The 22,500-nt window shown below is 61.8% G+C and carries 19 protein-coding genes and 2 tRNA genes; 8 read left to right on the top strand and 13 right to left on the bottom strand.

Translation table 11 applies throughout. The features are described from left to right. Positions 1-342: 342 nt before the first annotated feature. On the bottom strand, positions 343-1,626 hold the full coding sequence (amaA, locus tag C4K39_RS02935; protein WP_124345624.1) for an L-pipecolate oxidase: 1,284 nt from the start codon (positions 1,624-1,626) through the stop codon (positions 343-345). Between the two features lie 74 nt (positions 1,627-1,700). Continuing rightward, on the bottom strand, positions 1,701-3,191 hold the full coding sequence (gene amaB, locus C4K39_RS02930; protein ID WP_068576996.1) for an L-piperidine-6-carboxylate dehydrogenase: 1,491 nt from the start codon (positions 3,189-3,191) through the stop codon (positions 1,701-1,703). Between the two features lie 170 nt (positions 3,192-3,361). Between amaB and C4K39_RS02925 the strand changes: the two genes are divergently transcribed. From C4K39_RS02925 to nadE, 3 genes are all read left to right on the top strand, one after another. Then, entirely contained in the window at positions 3,362-4,255 is an 894-nt protein-coding gene (locus C4K39_RS02925; protein ID WP_068576994.1) for a LysR family transcriptional regulator, read from the top strand. A gap of 128 nt (positions 4,256-4,383) precedes the next feature. Beyond that, on the top strand, positions 4,384-5,598 hold the full coding sequence (pncB, locus tag C4K39_RS02920; RefSeq protein WP_068576993.1) for a nicotinate phosphoribosyltransferase: 1,215 nt from the start codon (positions 4,384-4,386) through the stop codon (positions 5,596-5,598). Positions 5,599-5,601: 3 nt separating this feature from the next. Further along, entirely contained in the window at positions 5,602-6,429 is an 828-nt protein-coding gene (gene nadE / locus C4K39_RS02915) for an NAD(+) synthase (protein WP_124345623.1), read from the top strand. Positions 6,430-6,483: 54 nt separating this feature from the next. Here the strand turns inward: nadE and azu are convergent, their stop codons facing one another. Further along, positions 6,484-6,930, bottom strand: coding sequence for an azurin (gene azu, locus C4K39_RS02910; protein WP_068576988.1), 447 nt, complete (start codon positions 6,928-6,930; stop codon positions 6,484-6,486). Positions 6,931-7,280: 350 nt separating this feature from the next. On the opposite strand from azu, the gene C4K39_RS02905 reads away from it, so the two are divergent. After that, positions 7,281-7,868 (top strand): cytokinin riboside 5'-monophosphate phosphoribohydrolase, encoded by a 588-nt coding sequence (locus C4K39_RS02905; protein ID WP_124345622.1) that lies wholly within the window; start codon positions 7,281-7,283, stop codon positions 7,866-7,868. 30 nt (positions 7,869-7,898) lie between these two features. Here the strand turns inward: C4K39_RS02905 and C4K39_RS02900 are convergent, their stop codons facing one another. The 10 genes from C4K39_RS02900 to rnr form a co-directional block, all read right to left on the bottom strand. Further along, entirely contained in the window at positions 7,899-8,360 is a 462-nt protein-coding gene (locus C4K39_RS02900; RefSeq protein WP_124345621.1) for a hypothetical protein, read from the bottom strand. Next, positions 8,357-9,289, bottom strand: coding sequence for an Ssp4 family T6SS effector (gene ssp4 / locus C4K39_RS02895; RefSeq protein WP_053132331.1), 933 nt, complete (start codon positions 9,287-9,289; stop codon positions 8,357-8,359). The genes C4K39_RS02900 and ssp4 overlap by 4 nt, the downstream gene beginning before the upstream one ends. Before the next feature lie 178 nt (positions 9,290-9,467). After that, positions 9,468-11,765 (bottom strand): YgiQ family radical SAM protein, encoded by a 2,298-nt coding sequence (locus tag C4K39_RS02890; RefSeq protein ID WP_124345620.1) that lies wholly within the window; start codon positions 11,763-11,765, stop codon positions 9,468-9,470. A 181-nt stretch (positions 11,766-11,946) separates the two neighbouring features. Next, on the bottom strand, positions 11,947-13,344 hold the full coding sequence (gene dnaB / locus C4K39_RS02885) for a replicative DNA helicase (protein ID WP_068577111.1): 1,398 nt from the start codon (positions 13,342-13,344) through the stop codon (positions 11,947-11,949). Between the two features lie 123 nt (positions 13,345-13,467). Next, positions 13,468-13,914: a 50S ribosomal protein L9 gene (gene rplI / locus C4K39_RS02880; RefSeq protein ID WP_007921484.1), complete on the bottom strand. Its 447-nt coding sequence runs from the start codon at positions 13,912-13,914 to the stop codon at positions 13,468-13,470. A gap of 21 nt (positions 13,915-13,935) precedes the next feature. Further along, complete coding sequence (locus C4K39_RS02875; RefSeq protein ID WP_124345619.1) at positions 13,936-14,835, bottom strand: hypothetical protein; 900 nt, start codon at positions 14,833-14,835, stop codon at positions 13,936-13,938. Positions 14,836-14,871: 36 nt separating this feature from the next. Continuing rightward, positions 14,872-15,102: a 30S ribosomal protein S18 gene (rpsR, locus tag C4K39_RS02870; RefSeq protein ID WP_002551829.1), complete on the bottom strand. Its 231-nt coding sequence runs from the start codon at positions 15,100-15,102 to the stop codon at positions 14,872-14,874. Positions 15,103-15,130: 28 nt separating this feature from the next. Next, positions 15,131-15,556, bottom strand: coding sequence for a 30S ribosomal protein S6 (rpsF, locus tag C4K39_RS02865; protein ID WP_022641809.1), 426 nt, complete (start codon positions 15,554-15,556; stop codon positions 15,131-15,133). Between the two features lie 241 nt (positions 15,557-15,797). Then, positions 15,798-16,553 (bottom strand): 23S rRNA (guanosine(2251)-2'-O)-methyltransferase RlmB, encoded by a 756-nt coding sequence (gene rlmB, locus C4K39_RS02860; RefSeq protein ID WP_068576981.1) that lies wholly within the window; start codon positions 16,551-16,553, stop codon positions 15,798-15,800. Continuing rightward, positions 16,550-19,150, bottom strand: a complete 2,601-nt coding sequence (rnr, locus tag C4K39_RS02855; RefSeq protein WP_124345618.1) for a ribonuclease R — start codon at positions 19,148-19,150, stop codon at positions 16,550-16,552. Before rnr ends, rlmB begins: the two co-directional genes overlap by 4 nt. A gap of 224 nt (positions 19,151-19,374) precedes the next feature. Between rnr and C4K39_RS02850 the strand changes: the two genes are divergently transcribed. The 4 genes from C4K39_RS02850 to C4K39_RS02835 all read left to right on the top strand — a co-directional run bounded on the left by C4K39_RS02850 (position 19,375) and on the right by C4K39_RS02835 (position 22,496). Beyond that, a tRNA-Leu gene (locus tag C4K39_RS02850) sits at positions 19,375-19,461 on the top strand. A 182-nt stretch (positions 19,462-19,643) separates the two neighbouring features. After that, a tRNA-Leu gene (locus C4K39_RS02845) sits at positions 19,644-19,730 on the top strand. Positions 19,731-19,911: 181 nt separating this feature from the next. Next, the gene (locus tag C4K39_RS02840; protein WP_124345617.1) at positions 19,912-20,937 is read left to right on the top strand and encodes an extracellular solute-binding protein; all 1,026 of its coding nucleotides are present in this window, start codon (positions 19,912-19,914) and stop codon (positions 20,935-20,937) included. Next, positions 20,937-22,496: an ABC transporter permease gene (locus tag C4K39_RS02835; protein ID WP_124345616.1), complete on the top strand. Its 1,560-nt coding sequence runs from the start codon at positions 20,937-20,939 to the stop codon at positions 22,494-22,496. Before C4K39_RS02840 ends, C4K39_RS02835 begins: the two co-directional genes overlap by 1 nt. Positions 22,497-22,500: the final 4 nt, after the last annotated feature.

The raw sequence follows: 22,500 nt of genomic DNA, 5'->3' as shown, positions 1-22,500 counted from the left end.
TTTAGTTGGCACTGCGACTTCACATCAATGCTCAGAGCAAGCGCCGTGCCAGTGGTTTTTTATTCTTCAAAAAGTCGCTGTCTTATTGTTATTTCGACTGTTTCGAGCCCATTTTCATTGGGCGTGCAACCGTCTAAACCGCGGAAGGTGAAACCTTGTATTTCAATGGGTACAACCCATGAGTGCCATCATTGCAACCGCGACACAATTCAACGTGCAACCCTCTTGTAACAGCCCGCGTCACCGAACTGCACACCCGTGGTGCGCAACTGCTACGAGCCGCACCACTACAGGCTAGTCGCTGCATCGAAAAGCGTCGTTAACGGCTGTCTATTTCCTCATTCAGATAACGATGCGCAGGCATTGGCCGGCGTGGTAGAGGGAGAATCCGGCCTCGTACAGGCAACTGCGCAAGGACGCCCCTGCCAGGGGTTGCATGGGCGCGAAGGGAATCGGCAGGGCCTGTGGGTCGCCGTTACACAGGTAGTCAGCGAAGGCCTTGCCCACTACGGTGCCGGTGGTCACCCCACGGCCGTTGTAACCGGTGACGGCCACCAACCCCGGGGCCGGCTCGAACAGGCGCATCAGGTGGTCGGGGGTGAAGGCGATGCAGCCGGTCCAGGTGCACTCCCACTCCACGGGCTTGAGGTAGGGGAAGTAATGCTGCTGCACCCGATCGGCCCAGGCCTTGAGGAACCACAAGGGTTTCTGGTTGCCGTTGCCCAGGCTGCCCAGCAGCAACCGGCCCTCGGCGTCCCGGCGGATGCTGCTCAGCACCTGGCGGGTATCCCAGGAACCCTGGCCACCGGGCAGGATCTGCTGGGCAGCCGCCTCGGTCAGTGGCACCGAGGCCACCTGGTAGTAGTAGCCAGGGAAGAAATTGCGCCGCAGTTCGGTCCAGTCGCCCTCGGTGTAGGCGTTGGAAGCGATCACCACTTGCTCGGCCAGCACCGAACCCTGGTCGGTCTGCACCGACCAGCGCTGGCCCTGGCGTTCCAGGCGGGTTACCGGGGAGTGGTCGAACAACCGGCCGCCCAGGTCGGCCGCGGCCTTGGCCAGGCCGCTGACATAGGCCATGGGGTTGATGGTCCCGGCCCGGCGATCGAGCAGGGCCGCGGCGATCTTCCGGGTCCCGGTGGCGGTTTCGCAGGCCGCCCCGGTGAGCAACTCCACCGGAGCGCCCCGACGCTTCCATTGCTGCTCGCGGCTGCGCAGGTCGGCCTCGCCCCGGGCGTTGTGAGCCATGTGCAGGGTGCCCTCACGGCGCAACTGGCAATCGATGCGGAACTTGTCCACCAGGCTGAACACCAGCGACGGCGCCGCCCCAAGCATGCGATTGAGCTGGCTGCCGACTTGTTCGCCGAAACCGGCCTCGATCTCGTCCGGTGGAATCCACATGCCGGCATTCACCAGGCCGACGTTACGCCCCGAGCCCCCCTGCCCGACACGCTGGGCCTCCACCACGCAGACCCGCTTGCCCTGCTCCAGCAGATGCACCGCCGCCGACAAACCGGTGAAGCCGGCGCCGATGATGCAGACGTCCGCCGTCTGTTCGCCCCGCAGCGGTGCGTGGTCAGGCCGTTGCGGAGTCAATCGTTCCCATAGACATTGTTCTTGTAGTGCCATCGCCAACTCCGAAATCAACCCACATGGACCAACCGACCCTGGCACGCCCGGCTGGCAGGCGTGCCACGCGGGGCTCAGTCGAAGGTAATGCCCTGGGCCAGCGGCAACTCGCGGGAGTAGTTGACGGTGTTGGTCTGGCGGCGCATGTAGCCACGCCAGGCGTCGGAGCCGGACTCGCGCCCGCCACCGGTTTCCTTCTCGCCACCGAAGGCGCCACCGATTTCCGCACCGCTGGGGCCGATGTTGACGTTGGCGATGCCGCAGTCGCTGCCCACCGCCGACATGAACCGCTCGGCCTCACGCACATCGGTGGTGAAGATGCACGAGGACAGCCCCTGGGGCACGGCGTTGTTCAGGCGCAGGGCCTCGTCGAAGTCCTGGTAGCCGATCACATAGAGGATCGGGGCGAAGGTCTCGCTGCATACCACGTCGCTCTGCTCGGGCATTTCCACGATCGCCGGCGACACGTAGTAGGCGTTGGGGTACTGGTCCTGCAACTGGCGCTGGCCGCCGAACACCCGGCCGCCCTCGCTCAGGGCCTGCTCCAGGGCGTCCTGCATGGCTTCGAAGCTGTGCTTGTCGATCAGCGGGCCGATCAGGTTGCCTTGCAGCGGATGGCCAATGCGCACCTTGGCATAGGCGGCCTTGAGGCGAGCGACGATCTCCTCCTTCACCGATTCATGGGCGATCAGCCGGCGCAGGGTGGTGCAACGCTGGCCGGCGGTGCCGACGGCGCTGAACAGGATCGCGCGCACGGCCATGTCCAGGTCGGCGCTGGGCCCGAGGATCATGGCGTTGTTGCCCCCCAATTCAAGAATGCTGCGGGCGAAGCGCGCGGCGACCTTGGGTGCCACTTCACGGCCCATGCGGGTGCTGCCGGTGGCGCTGACCAGGGCCACACGGGGATCGTCCACCAACGCGGCGCCCGCATCGCGGCCACCGATGATCACCTGGCTCAGGTACTCAGGGGCGTCCTGGAAGTTCTTCAGCACCCGCTCCAGCAGGGCATGGCAGGCCAGGGCGGTCAGCGGAGTCTTTTCCGAGGGCTTCCAGATCACCGGGTTACCGCAGACCAGGGCCAGGGCGGTGTTCCAGGACCAGACCGCCACCGGGAAGTTGAAGGCGCTGATCACCCCCACCACCCCCAGTGGATGCCAGGTTTCGCGCATGTGGTGACCAGGGCGCTCGGAGGCGATGGTCAGGCCATAGAGCTGGCGCGACAGGCCGACGGCGAAGTCGCAGATGTCGATCATCTCCTGCACTTCCCCCAGGCCTTCCTGGGTGATCTTGCCGGCCTCCCAGGACACCAGCTCGCCAAGGTCGGCCTTGTGCTCGCGCAGCACCTCGCCGAATTGCCGTACCAGCTCGCCACGACGAGGGGCCGGGACATTGCGCCAAAGGGCGAATGCATGCTCGGCGCGACTGACCTGCTGCTCCACTTCGGCGGCACCCTGCCAGTTCACCGCGGCGATCCGGCTGCCGTCGATGGGCGAATGCACAGGGTGTGCGCCCGACTGGTAGAGGGCCGGGTTCACGCCCAGACGATCAAGCAATGCGGCAACCATGGGTGACTCCTTACAAATGGCAAGCGAAAGACCAGGACCGCCGTAGCGGTCGTCGAGACCTGTAGTTGTAGCTGGCCGCAGACTTGCCAACAAACGACCTTTAAGCGAGATATCATTCCGTTTATTCATGCTGGAGCGGCCCCCGGCACCGATAAGAACAAGGACAAGCCATGCTGAACAAACGCTACCTGCCATCGATCACGGCCCTGCAATGCTTCGAGGCCGTGACCCGGCACCTGAGCTTCACCCGCGCGGCCGAGGAACTGAACCTGACCCAGAGCGCGGTGAGCAAGCAGGTGGCGCAGTTGGAGGAACTGCTCCAGCACTTGCTGTTCCGCCGCGTACGCCGGCGCCTGCAACTGACCCCGGCCGGCGACCTGTACCTGGTGGAAGTGCGCAAGATCCTCACCCAGGTGGAAATGTCCACTCACTACCTGCGCTCCTACGGCGGCGAGACCGAAGTGCTGCGGGTCTCCACGCCCTACACCTTCGGCGCGCGCTGGCTGGTGCCAAGGCTCAAGGGCTGGCGCCTGCGCCATCCGCATATCCACCTGGACCTGTGCAACGAACAGGAGCCCGACGAATTGCTCCAGGGCCACAGCGACCTGGCGTTCTACTTCGGCCAGGGCGCGCGCCCCGGTACCGAGAGCCTGAAGCTGTTCAGCGAGGAGCTGGTGGCGGTATGCGCCCCCGACAGCCTGCCGGCCGAACCTCTCACCGATCCCCGGCAGCTGGCCGACCTGGTGCTGCTGCAGAACGCCTCGCGCCCCCAGGGCTGGCACGAGTGGTTCGAGCAACAGGGCTACCAGACCGAGCACAGCTATCACGGCCCGCGCTTCGAGACCTTCTACATGTGCATTCGTGCCGCCCAGGTCGGCTGTGGCGTGGCCCTGCTGCCACGGTTCCTGGTGGAGGAAGAGCTGGCCGAGGGCAAGCTGGTGATCGCCTGGGAATACGCCATGCCCAGCCAGGATGCCTACTACCTGGCCTACCCCGAGCATTCGGCGGAAGTCCCCAAGGTCCGCGACTTCGTGCGCTGGATGCTGGAGCGGATCGATCAGTAGTCGTCCGATATGAACCCAGGCGCGAAAAAAAACTGGCAAAGCCCAGGACGTCTATGCGCCACTAGCGCCTTCACTGAAAGAGCTGAGCGCCGCACCTGTCAGTCGCGGCCAGCATGGAGATTCCCATTATGAGCGAGAGTGTGTTTGCCGATCGCATCGTGCAGAACCTGCTCGACACCGACTTCTACAAACTGACCATGATGCAGGCGGTGCTGCACAACTACCCCAACGTCGAGGTGGAATGGGAGTTTCGTTGCCGTAACAGCGAGGACCTGCGGCCCTACCTGGCGGAGATCCGCTACCAGTTCGAACACCTGGCCGAGCTGAGCCTGAGTGCCGACCAGTTGGGTTTTCTCGAGCGCATCAGCTTCCTCAAGCCGGATTTCCTGCGTTTTCTCGGGCTGTTCCGCTTCAACCTGCGCTATGTGCACACCGGTATCGAGAACGACGAACTGTTCATCCGCCTGCGCGGCCCCTGGCTGCACGTGATCCTGTTCGAAGTGCCGATGCTGGCCATCATCAGCGAGGTGCGCAATCGCTACCGCTACCGGGAAGTCCAACTGGTGCAGGCCCGCGAGCAGCTGTACCGCAAGTTCGACTGGCTGACTGCCAACGCCAGCAGCGAAGAGTTGTCCGAGCTGCAAGTGGCGGATTTCGGCACTCGCCGGCGCTTCTCCTACCGAGTCCAGGAAGAAGTGGTGAATGTGCTCAAGCACGATTTCCCCGGGCGTTTCGTCGGCACCAGCAACGTGCACCTGTCCCGGGAGCTGAACATGAAGCCCCTGGGCACCATGGCCCACGAGTGGATCATGGCCCACCAGCAGTTGGGACCACGGCTGATCGACAGCCAGATCGCCGCCCTCGACTGCTGGGTCCGCGAATACCGGGGCCTGCTGGGCATCGCCCTGACCGACTGCATCACCACCGATGCTTTCCTGGGGGATTTCGACCTGTTCTTCGCCAAGCTGTTCGACGGCCTGCGCCATGACTCGGGGGACCCGATCCTCTGGGCGGAAAAGGCCATCGCCCACTACCACAAGCTGGGCATCGACCCGATGAGCAAGACCCTGGTGTTCTCCGACAGCCTGACCCTGCCCCGCTCCCTGGAGATCTTCCGGGCGCTGCGCGGGCGGATCAATGTCAGCTTCGGCATCGGCACCAACCTGACCTGTGACATCCCCGGTGTCGAGCCGATGAGCATCGTGCTTAAAATGGCCGCCTGCAATGGCCAGCCCGTCGCCAAGATCTCCGACGAAGCGGGCAAGACCCATTGCAAGGACCCGAACTTCGTCGCCTATTTGCGCCACGTTTTCCAAGTACCTGCCCAACCTGGCAAGGAGTGAATCATGCAAGCCGTACAGCTTGAGATTGCGCAGCAGCTCAAGGTCCAAGCACCTTTTCCCGACCAAGCCGCCCTGGAAGCGGAAGTCGCCCGGCGCGTGCGCTTCATTCAGGACTGCCTGGTCAATTCCGGCCTCAAGTCCCTGGTACTGGGCATCAGCGGCGGTGTCGACTCCCTGACCGCCGGCCTGCTGGCCCAGCGAGCCATGCGTGAGCTGCGTGAGCGCAGCGGTGACCCGCATTACCGTTTCATCGCCGTGCGCCTGCCCTACGAGACGCAGTTCGACGAGCACGACGCCCAGGCCTCGGTGGACTTCATCAACCCCGACGAGCGCCACACCGTGAACATCGGCCCGGCGGTCAAGGCCCTGGCCCATGAAGTGGCAGCCTTCGAAGGCCAGCACGCGGTGTCCCGGGACTTCGTACTGGGCAACACCAAGGCGCGGATGCGCATGGTCGCCCAGTACACCATCGCCGGCGCCACCCAGGGCCTGGTGATCGGTACCGACCATGCCGCCGAGGCCGTGATGGGCTTCTTCACCAAGTTCGGCGACGGCGCCTGCGACCTGGCGCCCCTGAGCGGCCTGGTGAAAAACCAGGTACGGGCCATTGCCCGGTATTTCGGGGCCCCCGAGTCGCTGGTGGAGAAGATCCCCACCGCCGATCTCGAGGACCTGTCGCCGGGCAAGCCGGACGAAGCCTCCCACGGCGTCACCTATGCCGAGATCGATGCCTTCCTGCACGGCCAGCCGGTACGCGAGGAAGCCTTCAAGATCATCTGCGACACCTATCGCAAGACCCACCACAAGCGGGTCATGCCCTTCGCGCCCTGAACGACAGGCACAAAAAAGCGCCCCTCGGGGCGCTTTTTTTTGCAGCCGGCCTGATTACTTCACGATCACGGCGCCTTTCATCATCGAGTTGTGGCCAGGGAACGAGCAGAAGAACTGGTAGCTCTCGCCAGCGGTCAGCTTGGACACGTCGAAGGTCACCGAATCCTTTTCACCGGCACCGATGATCTTGGTGTGGGCAATGACGCGGGTGTCGCCTTCCTTCAGGTAGTTCTTGTCGATGCCAGCGGCCATGCCGTCGGCAGCGATGCCAGCCATGTCTGCGGTCTTGCTCAGTACCCAGTTATGACCCATGACGTTCTTCGGCAGGCTGCCGGAGTGGCCCAGGTTCACGGTGAAGGTCTTGCAGCTCTTGTCGATGGTGATTTCCTTGGTGCTGAAGGACATCTGGTCGGTAGAGTCGACGTCGATCTTGCACTCGGCGGCCATCAGTTGGCTGCTGGCCAGTGTCAACAGGGATGCTGCAACGAGTTTGGCAAACATGGTGAATCTCCAAGGCAGGGTTAACAAAATCCATCTGAATCCATGGGAGCCAAGACTGCCTGAATTTCTCGCTACTGCCTATGATTTGCATCAAGAAACTGTATACAACTCTCTGCTATCAGGCCGATCGAAACAATCAAGCAGCCAGCCCCGAGAGCCGTCCCTAGAATCACCGGCATCACCTCACCGGAGCCTGGATCATGTCGTTCAACAGCCTGTTTCGCAGCTTGCTCGCCGCCTACGCTTGCGGTGCCAGCGGTACTTACGAGACGCCACAACACGACGCTTAATGCTTGGACGCAGCTCATGGAGCCTTTACCCTGAGGCGATCTTTGAGCTGGGAGCAAGACATGCCGTTAACTTCAGTCTGTGTATTCTGCGGCGCCAGCGCTGGCGCCAATCCTGCCTATCGCGAAGCTGCCCAGGCCATGGGCCGGGCCATTGCCGAGCGCAACCTGACCCTGGTCTACGGCGGTGGCGCGGTGGGCCTGATGGGCATCGTCGCCGATGCGGCCATGGCCGCTGGCGGAGAAGTCGTGGGCATCATTCCGCAAAGCCTGAAAGACATCGAGATCGGCCACAACGGCTTGACCCGCCTGGAAGTGGTGGATGGCATGCATGCCCGCAAGGCGCGCATGGCCGAACTCAGCGATGCCTTCATCGCCCTGCCCGGGGGCCTTGGCACCCTGGAAGAACTGTTCGAAGTCTGGACCTGGGGCCAGCTGGGGTACCACCGCAAGCCCCTGGGGCTGCTGGAAGTGAATGGCTTCTATGAAAAGCTCGGCGGCTTCCTCGACCATATCGTCGGCGAGGGTTTCGTCAGTACTGCGCACCGCCAGATGCTGCAGATCAACCAGTCGCCGGCCGGCCTGCTGGATGCCCTGAGCGCCTGGCAACCTTCGGTTTCTGCCAAGTGGGTCGACTCAAAGCCGAGCTGAACCACTTCCCCAGGCGCCCCACCGTGATTATCAGGGGCGCTTGCGCTGGGGCTTCAACGACACCTTGAGCCGTTGACGCTGGTGGCGGATCTCCAGCAGCTTTTCACGCATCTGCCGATGGCGCCGGCTGTTGAGTAGCAACAGCCCCAGCAAGGGCAATAGCAGCCCTGCCAGATAGATGCCCTGGTGCGGATGGTATTGGAACATCGGCGCCACCAGGACCAGGCACAGGGCGAAGTAACCGGCCACCAGCCACACACCCCAGGCGATACCGCGCACCACCAGCAGGTTACCCACCACCAGCAACACAATCAGCACCAGCAGGCCCAGGCCCATGTAGTCGTTGCTCTGCTGCGGCGCGATGCCACGCCAGTAGGTGACTTGCGCCAGCGACAACAGCAACGATGCGCTGAAGCAGCCCAGCAGCACCGTAAGCATGAAGGTCGGGAAATACCGCGCCAGGAACTCGCGCATGCTGCCCCCGCCGATCATTCGTCGAACTCCTCATAGAGCCCTACGGCCAGGGTTTTCGCCGTGCCCAGGTTGCCGGAGCGGATGCTGCCGGTGGTGCTCAGGACCGCGCCCAGGGCATCTTGCATCTGCGTCAGGGTCGCGTGCCTGATCTGCGTCGTCGAATAGCGCTTGGTCAATCCTTCGGTGCGCTGCTTGAGCTTCAGCAACTTGGGGGTCAGGCTCGGATCGCGCAGGGTCAAGAGCTCCTTGGTCAGCCTGGCCCGCTCCTGGCGGTTGAGCCCCTTGAGCAACTGGGTCCAGCTCTTGCCGGTATTGGCCGCCTTGCTGGCCTTGAGCAGCTTGACCGTGGTCAGCGCGGAACCCCCGACGCCCACCAGGGAAATGCCATCGAGAATCGGCGAGACGATGGTGTACCACTCGGCATCGTCCATCCGGTCGTTGGCCGCCGGGTCCTGGATCTCGTTGATCACCCGCGCCCCGCCGATCACGCACTGGGCGGTCCCGGCTACCGCCGCCGACACCCCGAGCGCCACCATCCAGGCGCTGGCGCCGGCGGTGAAGGGCACGGCAACAGTGCCGCTGAATACCACCAGCCAGCCGATTACCGCGGCGGCACAGGACAGCGAGGTATTGAAGGACTCGGTCGCCAGGCGCGACTCGCGGGGGTTGTTCTTCACCTGGTCGACGAACTGCTGGGGCGCGATGTACCTCTTGGCTTCCCGCAGGACCACGCGCTTGGGCGTAATGCTGCAAATCGGCCTGAACTCACGCAGGGTGATCACGTTGAAGTCGGCGTCGATGTATACCACCCCCGCCCCGGCGATCGCGGGATCGGTATCGATGGCGGCGAACAGCCGTGGCAGGTTGAGTTGGCTTTCGATTCGCTGGCGGGCGAGGACCTGGGTGATGTTGAGGTCCCTGATGACTCCGTCGATAACGCTGGCCACGAGATTCGTCCTTGGTCTGGCGGTGGATGGTTGCCTGATGGCTTGAGGCCACCTGGGCGTCACGCTCAATGCAGGTCGTCAACCTTAACAAAGCGCCAGGCTTTTGTTGCCCTGTGCCCGTTAAAAATCCCTGGGAGAAAAAGCAAGACGCCAGCTTCATAGCTGGCGTCTTGTTGTATCAGCGCGGCACTACCGGCTTGCGGGTCGGCTTCTTGCCCTTGCCCTTGGCTGCGTCGGCACGCTCCTTGGCAGCTTGCTTGTTGCGGGCGAAGGCTGCGGCCTTGGCCTGTTCGCGCTTGTCCCAGGCGTTGCCACCATCGCTGGCACGCGGCGGCAAGCCGGTGTGCTGGGTCAGGATCCGGGTTTCCTTGGCTACTTTGTGGCTGCCGGCCGGTGTCGAGTTCTTGCGTCGGGCACTCTGGTAGCTGTCGGTAGACGGCTGGTGCGCCGGGATCAGCTGCTGCTTGCCCGAACCGATCAAGTCGCCACGGCCCATGCGCAGCAGGGCCTCGCGCAACATCGGCCAGCCCTTGGGGTCGTGATAGCGCAGGAACGCCTTGTGCAGACGGCGCTGTTCCTCGCTCTTGACGATGGTTACCGAGTCGCTCTTGTAGGTGACCTTGCGCAGCGGGTTCTTGCCCGAGTGGTACATGGCGGTGGCGCTGGCCATCGGCGACGGATAGAACGCCTGCACCTGGTCGGCGCGGAAACCGTTGCCCTTGAGCCATAGGGCCAGGTTCATCATGTCTTCATCGGTAGTGCCCGGGTGGGCGGCGATGAAGTACGGGATCAGGTACTGCTCCTTGCCCGCCTCCTTGGAGTACTTCTCGAACATCCGCTTGAAGCGGTCATAGGTGCCGATCCCAGGTTTCATCATCTGGTTCAGCGGACCTTCCTCGGTGTGTTCCGGGGCGATCTTCAGGTAGCCGCCGACGTGGTGGGTCACCAGCTCCTTGACGTATTCCGGCGATTCCACCGCCAGGTCATAACGCAGGCCGGAAGCGATGAGGATCTTCTTCACGCCAGGCAAGGCGCGGGCACTGCGGTACAGCTGGATCAGCGACGAATGGTCGGTGTTCAGGTTCGGGCAGATACCTGGGAACACGCAGGATGGCTTGCGGCACGCGGATTCGATTTCCGGGCTCTTGCAGGCGATGCGGTACATGTTGGCGGTAGGACCGCCAAGGTCGGAGATCACCCCGGTAAAACCCGGAACCTTGTCACGAATTTCTTCGATCTCGCGGATGATCGACTCTTCGGAGCGGTTCTGGATGATCCGCCCTTCGTGCTCGGTGATGGAGCAGAAGGTACAGCCACCGAAGCAGCCGCGCATGATGTTCACCGAGAAGCGGATCATGTCGTAGGCCGGGATCTTTTCCTTGCCATAGGCCGGGTGCGGAATGCGCTGGTAGGGCATGCCGAACACGTAGTCCATCTCTTCGGTGGTCATGGGAATCGGTGGCGGGTTGAACCAGACATCCTGCTCGCCATGCTTTTGCACCATGGCGCGGGCGTTGCCCGGGTTGGTCTCCAGGTGCAATACACGGTTGGCGTGGGCGTAGAGCACCGGGTCGTTACGCACCTTTTCCATGGACGGCAGGCGGATCACGGTCTTGTCCCGGGTCATCTTCGGGCTGGCCAGGATCTGCACGACCTTCGCTTCGTTGGGGTCCTCTACCGGGCCTTTTTCCTGCTCGATGGCGCAGGCGGCGGTGTCCTGGGTGTTGACGTAGGGGTTGATGATCTTGTCGATCCGGCCCGGGCGGTCGATGCGGGTGGAGTCCACTTCGTACCAGTCCTTGGGCGTGTCACGACGAATGAACGCGGTGCCGCGCACATCGGTGATGTCTTCGATTTTCTGGCCATAGGACAGGCGCTGGGCCACTTCGACGATGGCCCGCTCGGCGTTGCCGTAGAGCAGGATGTCGGCGCAGGCATCGATCAGGATCGAGTTGCGCACCCGGTCTTGCCAGTAGTCATAGTGGGCAATGCGACGCAGGGAGGCTTCGATGCCACCGAGGATGATCGGCACGTGCTTGTAGGCTTCCTTGCAGCGCTGGCTATATACCAGGCTGGCGCGGTCCGGACGCTTGCCCGCCAGGCCACCTGGGGTATAGGCGTCGTCGGAGCGGACCTTCTTGTCGGCGGTGTAGCGGTTGATCATCGAGTCCATGTTGCCTGCCGCGACACCGAAGAACAGGTTCGGCTCGCCGAGCTTCATGAAGTCGTCCTTGGACTGCCAGTTGGGCTGGGCGATGATCCCTACGCGAAAGCCCTGGGCCTCCAGCAGCCGGCCGATGATCGCCATGCCGAAGGACGGGTGATCGACGTAGGCATCGCCGGTGACGATGATGATGTCGCAGGAATCCCAGCCGAGCTGATCCATCTCCTCCCTGCTCATGGGCAGGAATGGTGCTGGCCCGAAACATTCGGCCCAGTACTTTGGATAGTCGAATAACGGCTTGGCTGCTTGCATGTCGATGACCGGTGTTGGCGCAGATAGGGACGCGCTGAATGACAGGGGAATTCGCGGGCGCGGAATATAGCACAAAAAATGACCAATTCCGACTGCGCCAGTCGGAATTCATGGTCGAGGCAATCAGCGGCGAGAAGACCAGTGCCCCCGCCCCATTCAGCCAGTGCCGGGCGAGATGCGGCTACTCGTCGTCGTCGAAGTTGTAGCTGCCCGGAGCCAGGTTTTCGAAGCGCGTGTATTTGCCGATGAAGGCCAGGCGGATGAAGCCGATGGGGCCGTTCCGCTGCTTGCCGATGATGATCTCGGCAATACCCTTGTGCTCGGTCTCCGGGTGATACACCTCGTCCCGGTACACGAACATGATCACGTCGGCGTCCTGCTCGATCGCTCCGGATTCACGCAAGTCGGAGTTCACCGGGCGCTTGTTGGGACGTTGCTCCAGGGAACGGTTGAGCTGGGACAATGCCACCACCGGACAGTTGAACTCCTTGGCCAGGGCCTTCAAGGAACGCGAGATCTCGGAAATCTCGTTGGTCCGGTTGTCACCACTGGAGCCAGGGATCTGCATCAACTGCAGGTAGTCGATCATGATCAGGCCGATATCACCATGCTCACGCACCAGTCGTCGGGTCCGGGCCCGCATCTCCGAAGGGCTGATACCCGCCGTATCGTCGATGAACAGCTTGCGGTCGTTGAGCAGGTTGACCGCGGAGGTCAGGCGCGGCCAGTCGTCATCGTCCAACTGGCCGGAACGGACCTTGGTCTGATCGATCCGTCCAAGCGAGGACAGCATACGCATGATCAGCGATTCGCCTGGCATCTCCAGGGAGTACACCAGGACCGCCTTGTCGCTACGCAGTACTGCGTTCTCCACCAGGTTCATGGCGAAGGTGGTCTTACCCATCGAGGGACGGCCGGCGACGATGATCAGGTCGGCCGGCTGCAGGCCACTGGTCTTCTCGTCAAGGTCGGTATAGCCGGTGGAAAGGCCGGTAATCGCATCGGAAGTATTGAACAGGGTGTCGATTCGATCGATGGCCTTGGTCAACAGCTCGTTGACACCGACCGGGCCACCAGTCTTGGGACGCGCTTCAGCGATCTGGAAGATCTGCCGCTCGGCCTCATCGAGGATCTCCTCGGCGGTGCGGCCTTCGGGGTTGAAGGCGCTGTCGGCAATATCATTGCTGATACCGATCAGCTGGCGCAGGGTCGCCCGCTGGCGAACGATCTGCGCATAGGCCTTGATGTTAGCCACCGAAGGGGTGTTCTTCGCCAACTCGCCCAGGTAGCCCAGCCCGCCCACCTGTGAGGTCTGGCCCTCCTTGTCCAGTTGTTCGGACAGGGTGACCACGTCGATGGGCATGTTCTGGTCGGCCAGCTTGGCGATGGCACGAAAGATCAAGCGGTGGTCATGCCGATAGAAATCGCCGTCGGAGACTTGATCCAGCACTCGCTCCCAGGCGTTGTTGTCCAGCATCAGACCACCGAGCACGGCCTGTTCGGCCTCGATGGAATGCGGCGGCACCTTCAGGGCGGCGGTTTGCAGATCGTATTGCTCGGGAGCGGAGATATCGTTCATGGCCACTTGGAATTCGGGGGTGAAAATCAGGTTCGGCAGAAAGACAAAGGGCACGACCTGTGAACAGGATCGTGCCCGATGTTAACCGTCAGCCACACAAGGTGCCAGACGATTTGGTACTGCTTAAGCAGCCACCACGACAACGCGTACGGTTGCTTCGACTTCAGCGTGCAGGTGCACGGCTACGTCGAACTCACCTACGTTACGGATGGTGCCGTTCGGCAGACGAACTTCGCTTTTCGCAACTTCAACGCCGGAGGCGGTCAGTGCGTCAGCGATGTCGTGGGTGCCGATCGAACCGAACAGCTTGCCTTCGTCACCAGCGGTGGCAGTGATGGTCACTTCCAGCTCAGCCAGTTGCGCAGCGCGAGTTTCGGCAGAAGCCTTCTTCTCTGCAGCCAGTTTTTCCAGCTCGGCACGACGCGCTTCGAACGCAGCCAGGTTGGCAGCGGTAGCAGCGGTGGCTTTGCCGAAAGGCAGCAGGTAGTTACGGCCGTAACCAGCCTTAACGTTTACCTTATCGCCCAGGTTGCCCAGGTTGGCGATTTTTTCCAGCAGGATCAGTTCCATTTGGTAATAACCTCTTAACTTTTAACCTTCACCGTTCGCGGAGCCGTTACCGGCATCTTTCGAGGCCAAACGTCCGCGAAAATCAATCAGGCTGTCGACAATGGCCAGGACCACGAGTAACGGATAGACCAGCTGCATGAATGGCAGCATCGTGATGTACACCCCCACCAGCCAGAACCTGGCCAGTCGCCCTTGCGCCACCAGCCCGTGAATCAGGGCCAGCCCGGCGAAAGCCAGCGGCACACTGCACATCGGCGTCAACATGGCCAGTTGAGGTCCGAAGTTCGGCCCAACAAGCATGCACGCCAGCAGGAGCATCGCTGGTGCAACGGGGATTCTGATGGCGCGGAACTCGCGCCCAAAACCACCCGGGTTGTACAACACAGCTTGCCAATAACGCCCAAGAATCAGGCTCAGCACGCTGATGGCTTGCAACAAGGCCGCAATCAGGCCGGTCAGGATCGGTGCGATCAGCGTAGCGAGGCGAGCTCGCTCTTCAACCGACAACTGCTGGTAGACCTCACCCAAGGCCATCGGCAGGATCTTGATCAGTTCCTGTGACAGCGCTTCGATCTGGGGGCGGAACGCCGCACCCAAGACACCAGCAAACACCAACCCCATCGCTATGCTGACCAGCAGCACGCGGGTCCAGGATTCGCTTGCGCGCAAAACCAACGCAAGACTCGAAGACCCCAGCAGCACAAGAAATGCCCGCGGGTCATCGAACGTCAGCCACCAGAGCAATGCCGGCAGCACTCCCAGAGCCAGGACACCCATGGCGCCCTGCAGCCCGCGCCGCAGCAGCACAAGGCTTGCAGCGGCAGCACCCAACCAATACAACAACGGCAATGCCGAACAGCCAGCCACTACCAGAGTGGCCTGCACACGACCGCGCATGATGAACTCAGCTAAGGCGCGCATGCATTCAATCCCTTACTACTTGTCGACTACCCGGTCTCAGCGGCCGTGGCTGTCGGTGTAGGCCAGCAGGGCCAGGAAGCGGGCGCGCTTGATAGCGGTAGCCAGCTGACGCTGATAACGAGCTTTGGTACCGGTGATGCGGCTTGGAACGATTTTGCCGGTCTCGGATACGTAGGCTTTCAGAGTGTTGAGATCTTTGTAATCGATCTCTTTCACGTCTTCAGCGGTGAAGCGGCAGAATTTACGACGACGGAAGAAACGTGCCATGTAATTGGCTCCTCAAAAGGTCCGTGGATTACTCGTCAGCGTTATCGCTGTTGTCGCTGTCATTGCTGTCGTCGCCATCGGCGCTGTCAGCATGCTCAGGACGGTCGCGACGCTCACGGCGCTCACTGCGGTTTTCTTCAGCCTTGAGCATCTCGGATTGGCCAGTGATGGCCTCTTCGCGACGGATGACCAGGTTACGGATCACTGCATCGTTGTAACGGAAGTTGTCTTCCAGCTCAGCCAGGGCTTTACCGGTGCACTCAACGTTCAGCATCACGTAGTGAGCCTTGTGAACATTGTTGATTGCGTAGGCCAGTTGACGACGGCCCCAGTCTTCCAGACGGTGGATTTTGCCGCCGTCTTCTTCGATCAGCTTGGTGTAACGCTCAACCATGCCGCCGACTTGCTCGCTTTGATCCGGGTGGACCAAAAAGATGATTTCGTAATGACGCATGAATGCTCCTTACGGGTTGTAGCCTGCCGCCTATAAGCGGTCAGACAAGGAGTGAATGACACTTGTGTGTCTTGCCTGGTAGTAGGCACATATGCGCCTGCCGTCACGGCAAGGGGCGCAATTGTAGAGAAGGGGGAACAGCGGTGCAAGGCAATTGGTGAATATTTGAACAACAACTGCAAGCCATGAGCCTCAAGCGACAAGCAGGAGCACTTGCCGCCCATGACTTGCCGATTGCTTGCTACTTGCGTGCGGCCTTGGCGTTGCGCTGGCGCGCAGCCTCGAACAGGCAGACCCCGGTAGCCACGGAGACGTTAAGGCTGCTGACGCTACCGGCCATCGGCAAGCGCACCAGGAAGTCGCAATGCTCACGGGTCAGGCGGCGCATGCCTTTACCCTCGGCCCCCATGACGATGATCGTCGGCCCGGTCAGATCCTGAGCGTACAGCTCCTGCTCGGCCTCACCGGCGGTACCGACGACCCAGAGGCCACGCTGCTGGAGTTTCTCCAGAGTGCGGGCCAGATTGGTCACAGCCACCAACGGGATCACTTCGGCAGCCCCGCAGGCCACCTTGCGCACAGCCGGGGTCAGGGTTGCCGACTTGTCCTTGGGCACCAGTACGGCCAGGGCGCCCGCTGCATCGGCGGTACGCAGGCAGGCTCCGAGGTTATGCGGATCGGTCACGCCATCGAGCACCAGCAACAGTGGCGCCCCTTCGGTACGGTCCAGCAGCTCGTCCAGCATGGCTTCGCCCCACACCTGGCTCGGGCTGACTTCCGCCACCACGCCCTGGTGCACACCCTCGACCCAGGCGTCCATTTCACGGCGCTCGGCCTGCCCTACGGCAACCCGGTTCTGCCCAGCCAGGTCCAGCAGCACCTGGACCCGCGGATCACTGCGCCCTTCAGCCAGCCAGATCTGCTTGACCCGCTTGGGATGATGGCGCAGCAACGCTTCCACAGCGTGTACGCCGTAGATTTTTTCCAACTGACTCATGACTTGGCCTTAGGTTTACGTGCACCACTGCTCTTTGCACCGGCCTTGGGCGGCCCCTTGCGATGCTTGCTCGGTTTCGCGGGTTTATCGGCGGCCGGCTTGCTGGACTTGCCAGCAGGGGCCTTGCCTCCACTCTTGGCCTCAGCCAACAACGCCCGTTTCATTTCCCGGCTCTTGCGCACTTCGGCGTTTTTCGCTGCAGCATCGCTTGGACGGTAGGCATCGCCCGCCTTTTCCTTGGCAGCGCCACGTCGTGCCGGCTTGCTGGAGGGCGCAGCCTCGGCAGGCTTGCTCGCCGACACATCGGGCGCGCCACGCTTCTTGCGGCCGATCGGGGCATTGATGGTTTTTTCCGCCATCTCGAAATCGATCTTGCGCTCATCAAGATCGACTCGCATGACGCGCACTTCCACGGTATCGCCCAAGCGGAAGCTGCGCCCCGTGCGCTCGCCCGCCAGGCGATGGTGCACAGGGTCAAAGTGGTAGTAGTCGCCAGGCAAGGCCGTCACGTGCACCAGGCCTTCGACATAGATATCGGTCAGCTCGACGAACAGCCCGAAACCGGTCACTGCCGTGATCACTCCCGGGAAGGACTCGCCCACGCGATCCTTCATGAACTCGCACTTGAGCCAGTTCACGACATCGCGGGTGGCTTCATCGGCACGACGCTCGCTCATCGAGCATTGCTCACCGAGCTGCTCCAGAGTGACTTCGTCGTACGGATAGATCCGCGCCTTGGGAATACTCGACGCCCCGGCACGACGCACATGAGGCGTATCTTGCCGGGAGTGGATGACACTGCGAATGGCCCGGTGGGTCAGCAAGTCGGGATAACGACGGATCGGCGAGGTGAAGTGGGTGTAGGCCTCGTAATTCAGGCCGAAGTGCCCCTGGTTGTCCGCGCTGTATACCGCCTGGCTCAAGGAACGCAGCATGACGGTCTGGATCAGGTGGTAATCCGGACGGTCCTTGATGTTCTCCAGCAACGCCTGGTAGTCCTTGGGCGTCGGCCCCTCCTTGCCCTTATGCAAGGACAGCCCCAGCTCGCCGAGGAAAGCCCGCAACTTCTCCAGGCGCTCCGGCGGCGGACCATCATGCACCCGATAAAGCGCCGGAATCTCATGCTTCTGCAGGAACTCGGCGGTGGCCACGTTGGCCGCCAGCATGCATTCCTCGATCAGCTTGTGGGCATCGTTGCGCGCAGTTGGGCGAATTTCGGCGATCTTGCGCTCAGAACCGAAGATGATCCGGGTTTCCTGGGTTTCAAAGTCGATGGCACCACGGGTATGGCGCGCGCCCAGCAGGACCTTGTACAGCGCGTAAAGCTGCTTCAGGTGCGGTACCACATCGGCATATTCACCGCGCAGCTGCTTGGCTTCGGAGGTCTTGGAATGCTCGAGCATGGTACTGACCTTGTTGTAGGTCAGGCGCGCCTTGGAGTGGATTACCGCTTCATAGAACTGGTAATCGGTCATCTCACCGGACTTGGAAATGGTCATCTCGCAGACCATGGCCAGGCGATCCACCTTGGGATTGAGCGAGCAGAGGCCGTTGGACAGCTCTTCCGGCAGCATCGGGACCACGCGCTCGGGGAAGTACACCGAGTTGCCACGCACCTGGGCTTCAGCATCCAGGGCCGAACCGATCTTCACGTAGCTGGAAACGTCGGCGATCGCCACATACAGCTTCCAGCCGCCACCGAACAGGCGCAGCTTGCCGGGCTTGGCTTCGCAATAGACGGCATCGTCGAAGTCGCGGGCGTCCTCGCCATCGATGGTGACGAAGGGCAGGTCGCGCAGGTCGATACGCTTTTCCTTGTCCTTCTCTTCCACTTCAGGCTTGAGCTTGCCGGCCTCCTTGAGGACGGCCTCGGGCCATACATGTGGAATATCGTAGGTGCGCAGGGCAACGTCGATCTCCATGCCCGGCGCCATATAGTTACCTACGACTTCGATCACATCGCCCTGTGGCTGGAAGCGCGGGGTCGGCCAGTGAGTGATCTTCACCTCGACGAACTGACCGATCTTGGCATTGGCATTGCGACCTGGCGTCACCAGCACTTCCTGCTGGATCTTCGGGTTATCCGCGACGACAAAGCCGATACCGCCCTCTTCGAAGTAGCGACCGACGATACTTTCATGGGCACGCGATACCACTTCGACGATCACGCCTTCACGACGGCCGCGGCGATCTAGGCCAGAAACACGGGCCAATGCCCGGTCGCCATCGAACACCAGGCGCATCTGGGCCGGACTCATGAACAGGTCTTCACTGCCGTCGTCCGGCACCAGGAAGCCGAAACCGTCGCGGTGACCGCTGATACGGCCGAGAATCAGGTCGAGCTTGTCCACGGGCGCGTAGGTGCCCCGGCGGGTGTAAATCAATTGAGCATCGCGCTCCATGGCGCGCAGGCGGCGACGCAAGGCTTCGAGTTGGTCCTCGGTGGTCAGGCCGAACTCGTCTACCAGTTGCTCGCGACTAGCAGGCGAGCCTCGGTCAGCCAGATGCTGGAGGATGAGTTCGCGGCTAGGAATAGGGTTTTCGTATTTTTCCGCTTCACGAGCGGCCTCGGGATCGAGGGACTGCCAATCGGCCATTAGATAAATTTCACCTTGTCTATATCTCGGTTAGTTTGGCATACACGTATTGAAACGGGAAATTTCAGGCTCAGACAACGCCCGAAATCCCTCCTCCCTGGCTCAGAAACAGACTCCTGTTTATCCCCAAGGACTTTTTTCAAACTTTTTCGAACCCAGGGGTTTACAGCTCAAAACAGCATCCGTATAGTGCGCGCCATCGACGACGGAGACGTCAACGATACGCCCAGATGGTGAAATTGGTAGACACGCCAGCTTCAGGTGCTGGTGGCCGCAAGGCCGTGGAAGTTCGAGTCTTCTTCTGGGCACCAATTCAAGAGCTTGAGATTAGATCAATTTCAAGGCTCCAACAAAAACCCGCGAAAGCGGGTTTTTGCGTTCTAAGCTCCTGATTTTCCTAAGTGCTTGATTTAATAAAAGCAAAACAGGGGTTTACAGATCAAAACACTGCCCGTATAGTGCGCCCCATCGACACGGCAACGATGTCGATACTGCCCAGATGGTGAAATTGGTAGACACGCCAGCTTCAGGTGCTGGTGGCCGCAAGGCCGTGGAAGTTCGAGTCTTCTTCTGGGCACCAATTCAAAACTTCAGCGCAATGCTCTGAAGCTTCACAAAAACCCGCGAAAGCGGGTTTTTGCGTTTCTAGCCCATGTAATTCCCTCCGCACAAAGCCTCCTCCCTCGCAAAGCGCACATGAGAAACGATATCGTTTATGATTGTTACAAGTTTTTGCGGCACAACAGTGAGGAAACCTGCGAATGATGTTTAGAAACACCCGCCTTTCAACATCCCTTCTGCGTGGCTTGACCATCACTTTGCTGGGACTGACCCTGGCATCTCCACTCACCCGGGCCGACGAGCCCGTATCGCTGACCCTGTACAACGGCCAGCACAAGGAAGTCGGCGAGGCGATCGCCAAGGCCTTCGAAGCCAAGACCGGGATTCACGTCAATGTCCGCAAGGGCAGCAGCAATCAGCTGGCCAGCCAGGTAGTGGAAGAAGGCGATCGCTCCCCCGCCGACGTGATCTATTCCGAAGAATCCCCACCCCTGAACAAACTGGGGGAACAAGGCCTGCTAGCCCAGACCGACAGCGCCACCCTGGCCGTACTGCCCAAGGAGTACGTGGCCAGCAACGGTACCTGGATCGGCATCACCGCCCGCGTGCGCGTGGTGGCCTTCAATCCCAAGCTGATCGCTGAAAAGGACCTGCCCACATCGGTACTGGAATTCTCCCAACCCCAGTGGCAAGGCAAGATCGGCTTCGTCCCCACCAGTGGCGCCTTCCAGGAACAGGCCGTGGCGATCATCAAGCTGCACGACATGGACGCAGCGGAAGAGTGGCTGACCGGGCTGCGTGCCTTCGGCAAGATCTACAGCAACAACATGGTGGCGCTCAAGGCCGTGGAAAACGGTGAAATTGCCGCGGTCCTGGCGAACAACTACTACTGGTTCGCCCTGCAACGGGAGAGAGGCCAGCTGGAGTCCAAGCTGCACTACTTCACCAATGGCGATGCCGGTGGCCTGATCACCGTCTCCAGTGCTGCGGTACTCAAGTCCAGCAAGCACCCCAAGGAAGCCCAGCAGTTCCTCGCCTACATGGCCAGCGAAGAAGGTCAGCGCGTGATCACCCAGACCACCGCGGAATACCCGCTGCACAAGGGCATGGAGTCCGACCGCGGGCTCAAGCCTTTCAGCGAGCTGAACCCTCCGCAGGTGACACCCGCCGACCTGGGCAATGCCGAACAGGCCCTGGAGCTGGAACGTGATGTCGGCCTGAACTGATGGGCCCTTCGCTTTCCGCTGCACGCGCCCAACGCGCACCGGGGCGCAAGCCCCCTCCCGCCTGGCTGCTACTGCCGGTCCTGCTACTGGTCTGCCTGAGCCTCTTGCCCCTGGCCTATGTCGCACTCAAGGCCTGGCAAGCTGGCTGGGCTGAGGCCTGGCATCTGCTGTGGCGCCCCTACGTGTTCCGGCTGCTGCGCAACACCCTGCTACTGATGCTCGGGACGACCGGCGCCTGCGCCATCATCGGCCTGTCCCTGGCCTGGCTGCTGGAACGCAGCGACCTACCGGGCCGGAGGATCTGGGGTGTGGTGCTGTGCCTGCCATTCGCCGTGCCGGCTTTCGTCAGCAGTTTCACCTGGGTATCCCTGAGCGCCAGCTTCGAGGGACTGGGCGGCGCGATCCTGGTGATGACCCTCTCCAAGTACCCGCTGGTGTTCCTGCCAGTGGCCGCCACCCTGCGCAATCTCGATCCTTCCCTGGAAGAATCGGCACGCACCCTGGGGCAAGGCCGCTGGGGAGTGTTTCTCAAGGTCACCCTGCCCCTACTGTGGCCTTCGCTATTGGCGGGATCGTTGTTGATCGCCCTGCACATGCTGGTGGAGTTCGGCGCCTTGTCGATCATGGGCCTGCAAACCTTCACCACGGCGATCTACCAACAATTCGAACTGGAGTTCAGCAACGCCAACGCGGCGATGCTCTCGGCTGTCCTGCTGCTGTTGTGCCTGACCCTGCTATGGCTGGAGTTGCGGGCCCGCGGCAAAGGCCGGCACGTACGCATCGGCCAGGGCGTGGCGCGCCGGGCCGAACAGGTCGGACTGGGCAGCTGGTCCGCCATCGGGCAAGTGTATTGCTTGCTGCTGGCAGTGATCGGCAGCGGTATCCCCCTGGGGATGCTGGGCTATTGGCTGGCAGTGGGCTCATCGGCCGCCTTCCCTATTGCCGCGATCGGTGAAGCCCTGCTCTCGTCCCTGGCACTGTCCTTGGGCGGAGCTGCGCTGTGTCTGGTGCTCGCGGTGCCGGTAGGCCTGCTGGTGGTGCGCTACAAGGGCCGCCTGGCGATCTGGGCCGAACGCCTGCCCTACTTGCTGCACGCTTTGCCAGGCCTGGTGATCGCCCTGACCCTGGTGTACTTCGCCTTGCACTATGTGCCGGCGCTGTACCAGACCTCGACCCTGCTGCTGATCGCCTACGCCTTGCTGTTCCTGCCACTGGCCCAGGCACCGATTCGCACAGCCTTGAACAAGGCAGCACCACAGCTGGAAGAGGCGGCACGAACCCTGGGGGCCTCATCGTTCGGGGCCTTTTGCCGGGTCACCCTGCCGATCATCTTCCCGGCACTGGGTGCGGCTTTCGCCCTGGTATTCCTGGATGCGATGAAGGAACTCACTGCGACCCTGCTGCTCAGCCCTACAGGATTGAACACCCTGGCCACTGCAGTCTGGGCCCATACCTCGAACCTGGAGTTCGCGGCAGCGGCGCCCTATGCGGTGCTGCTGATCCTGGTCTCGGGCCTGCCGGTGTACCTGCTGACGACGCGGATGTACCTGAGCCGCTGAGATC

This window comes from Pseudomonas sessilinigenes, assembly GCF_003850565.1.
GTDB classification, from domain to species: Bacteria; Pseudomonadota; Gammaproteobacteria; order Pseudomonadales; family Pseudomonadaceae; genus Aquipseudomonas; species Aquipseudomonas sessilinigenes.
This window is presented reverse-complemented; position numbering and strand designations above follow the sequence as displayed.

What these genes read in the sequence shown, in the direction of transcription:
- amaA (WP_124345624.1), bottom strand. Translation starts at nt 1,626, where the DNA reads ATGGCACTACAAGAACAATGTCTATGGGAACGATTGACTCCGCAACGG.
- amaB (WP_068576996.1), bottom strand. Translation starts at nt 3,191, where the DNA reads ATGGTTGCCGCATTGCTTGATCGTCTGGGCGTGAACCCGGCCCTCTAC.
- C4K39_RS02925 (WP_068576994.1), top strand. Translation starts at nt 3,362, where the DNA reads ATGCTGAACAAACGCTACCTGCCATCGATCACGGCCCTGCAATGCTTC.
- pncB (WP_068576993.1), top strand. Translation starts at nt 4,384, where the DNA reads ATGAGCGAGAGTGTGTTTGCCGATCGCATCGTGCAGAACCTGCTCGAC.
- nadE (WP_124345623.1), top strand. Translation starts at nt 5,602, where the DNA reads ATGCAAGCCGTACAGCTTGAGATTGCGCAGCAGCTCAAGGTCCAAGCA.
- azu (WP_068576988.1), bottom strand. Translation starts at nt 6,930, where the DNA reads ATGTTTGCCAAACTCGTTGCAGCATCCCTGTTGACACTGGCCAGCAGC.
- C4K39_RS02905 (WP_124345622.1), top strand. Translation starts at nt 7,281, where the DNA reads ATGCCGTTAACTTCAGTCTGTGTATTCTGCGGCGCCAGCGCTGGCGCC.
- C4K39_RS02900 (WP_124345621.1), bottom strand. Translation starts at nt 8,360, where the DNA reads ATGATCGGCGGGGGCAGCATGCGCGAGTTCCTGGCGCGGTATTTCCCG.
- C4K39_RS02890 (WP_124345620.1), bottom strand. Translation starts at nt 11,765, where the DNA reads ATGCAAGCAGCCAAGCCGTTATTCGACTATCCAAAGTACTGGGCCGAA.
- dnaB (WP_068577111.1), bottom strand. Translation starts at nt 13,344, where the DNA reads ATGAACGATATCTCCGCTCCCGAGCAATACGATCTGCAAACCGCCGCC.
- rplI (WP_007921484.1), bottom strand. Translation starts at nt 13,914, where the DNA reads ATGGAACTGATCCTGCTGGAAAAAATCGCCAACCTGGGCAACCTGGGC.
- C4K39_RS02875 (WP_124345619.1), bottom strand. Translation starts at nt 14,835, where the DNA reads ATGCGCGCCTTAGCTGAGTTCATCATGCGCGGTCGTGTGCAGGCCACT.
- rpsR (WP_002551829.1), bottom strand. Translation starts at nt 15,102, where the DNA reads ATGGCACGTTTCTTCCGTCGTCGTAAATTCTGCCGCTTCACCGCTGAA.
- rpsF (WP_022641809.1), bottom strand. Translation starts at nt 15,556, where the DNA reads ATGCGTCATTACGAAATCATCTTTTTGGTCCACCCGGATCAAAGCGAG.
- rlmB (WP_068576981.1), bottom strand. Translation starts at nt 16,553, where the DNA reads ATGAGTCAGTTGGAAAAAATCTACGGCGTACACGCTGTGGAAGCGTTG.
- rnr (WP_124345618.1), bottom strand. Translation starts at nt 19,150, where the DNA reads ATGGCCGATTGGCAGTCCCTCGATCCCGAGGCCGCTCGTGAAGCGGAA.
- C4K39_RS02840 (WP_124345617.1), top strand. Translation starts at nt 19,912, where the DNA reads ATGATGTTTAGAAACACCCGCCTTTCAACATCCCTTCTGCGTGGCTTG.
- C4K39_RS02835 (WP_124345616.1), top strand. Translation starts at nt 20,937, where the DNA reads ATGGGCCCTTCGCTTTCCGCTGCACGCGCCCAACGCGCACCGGGGCGC.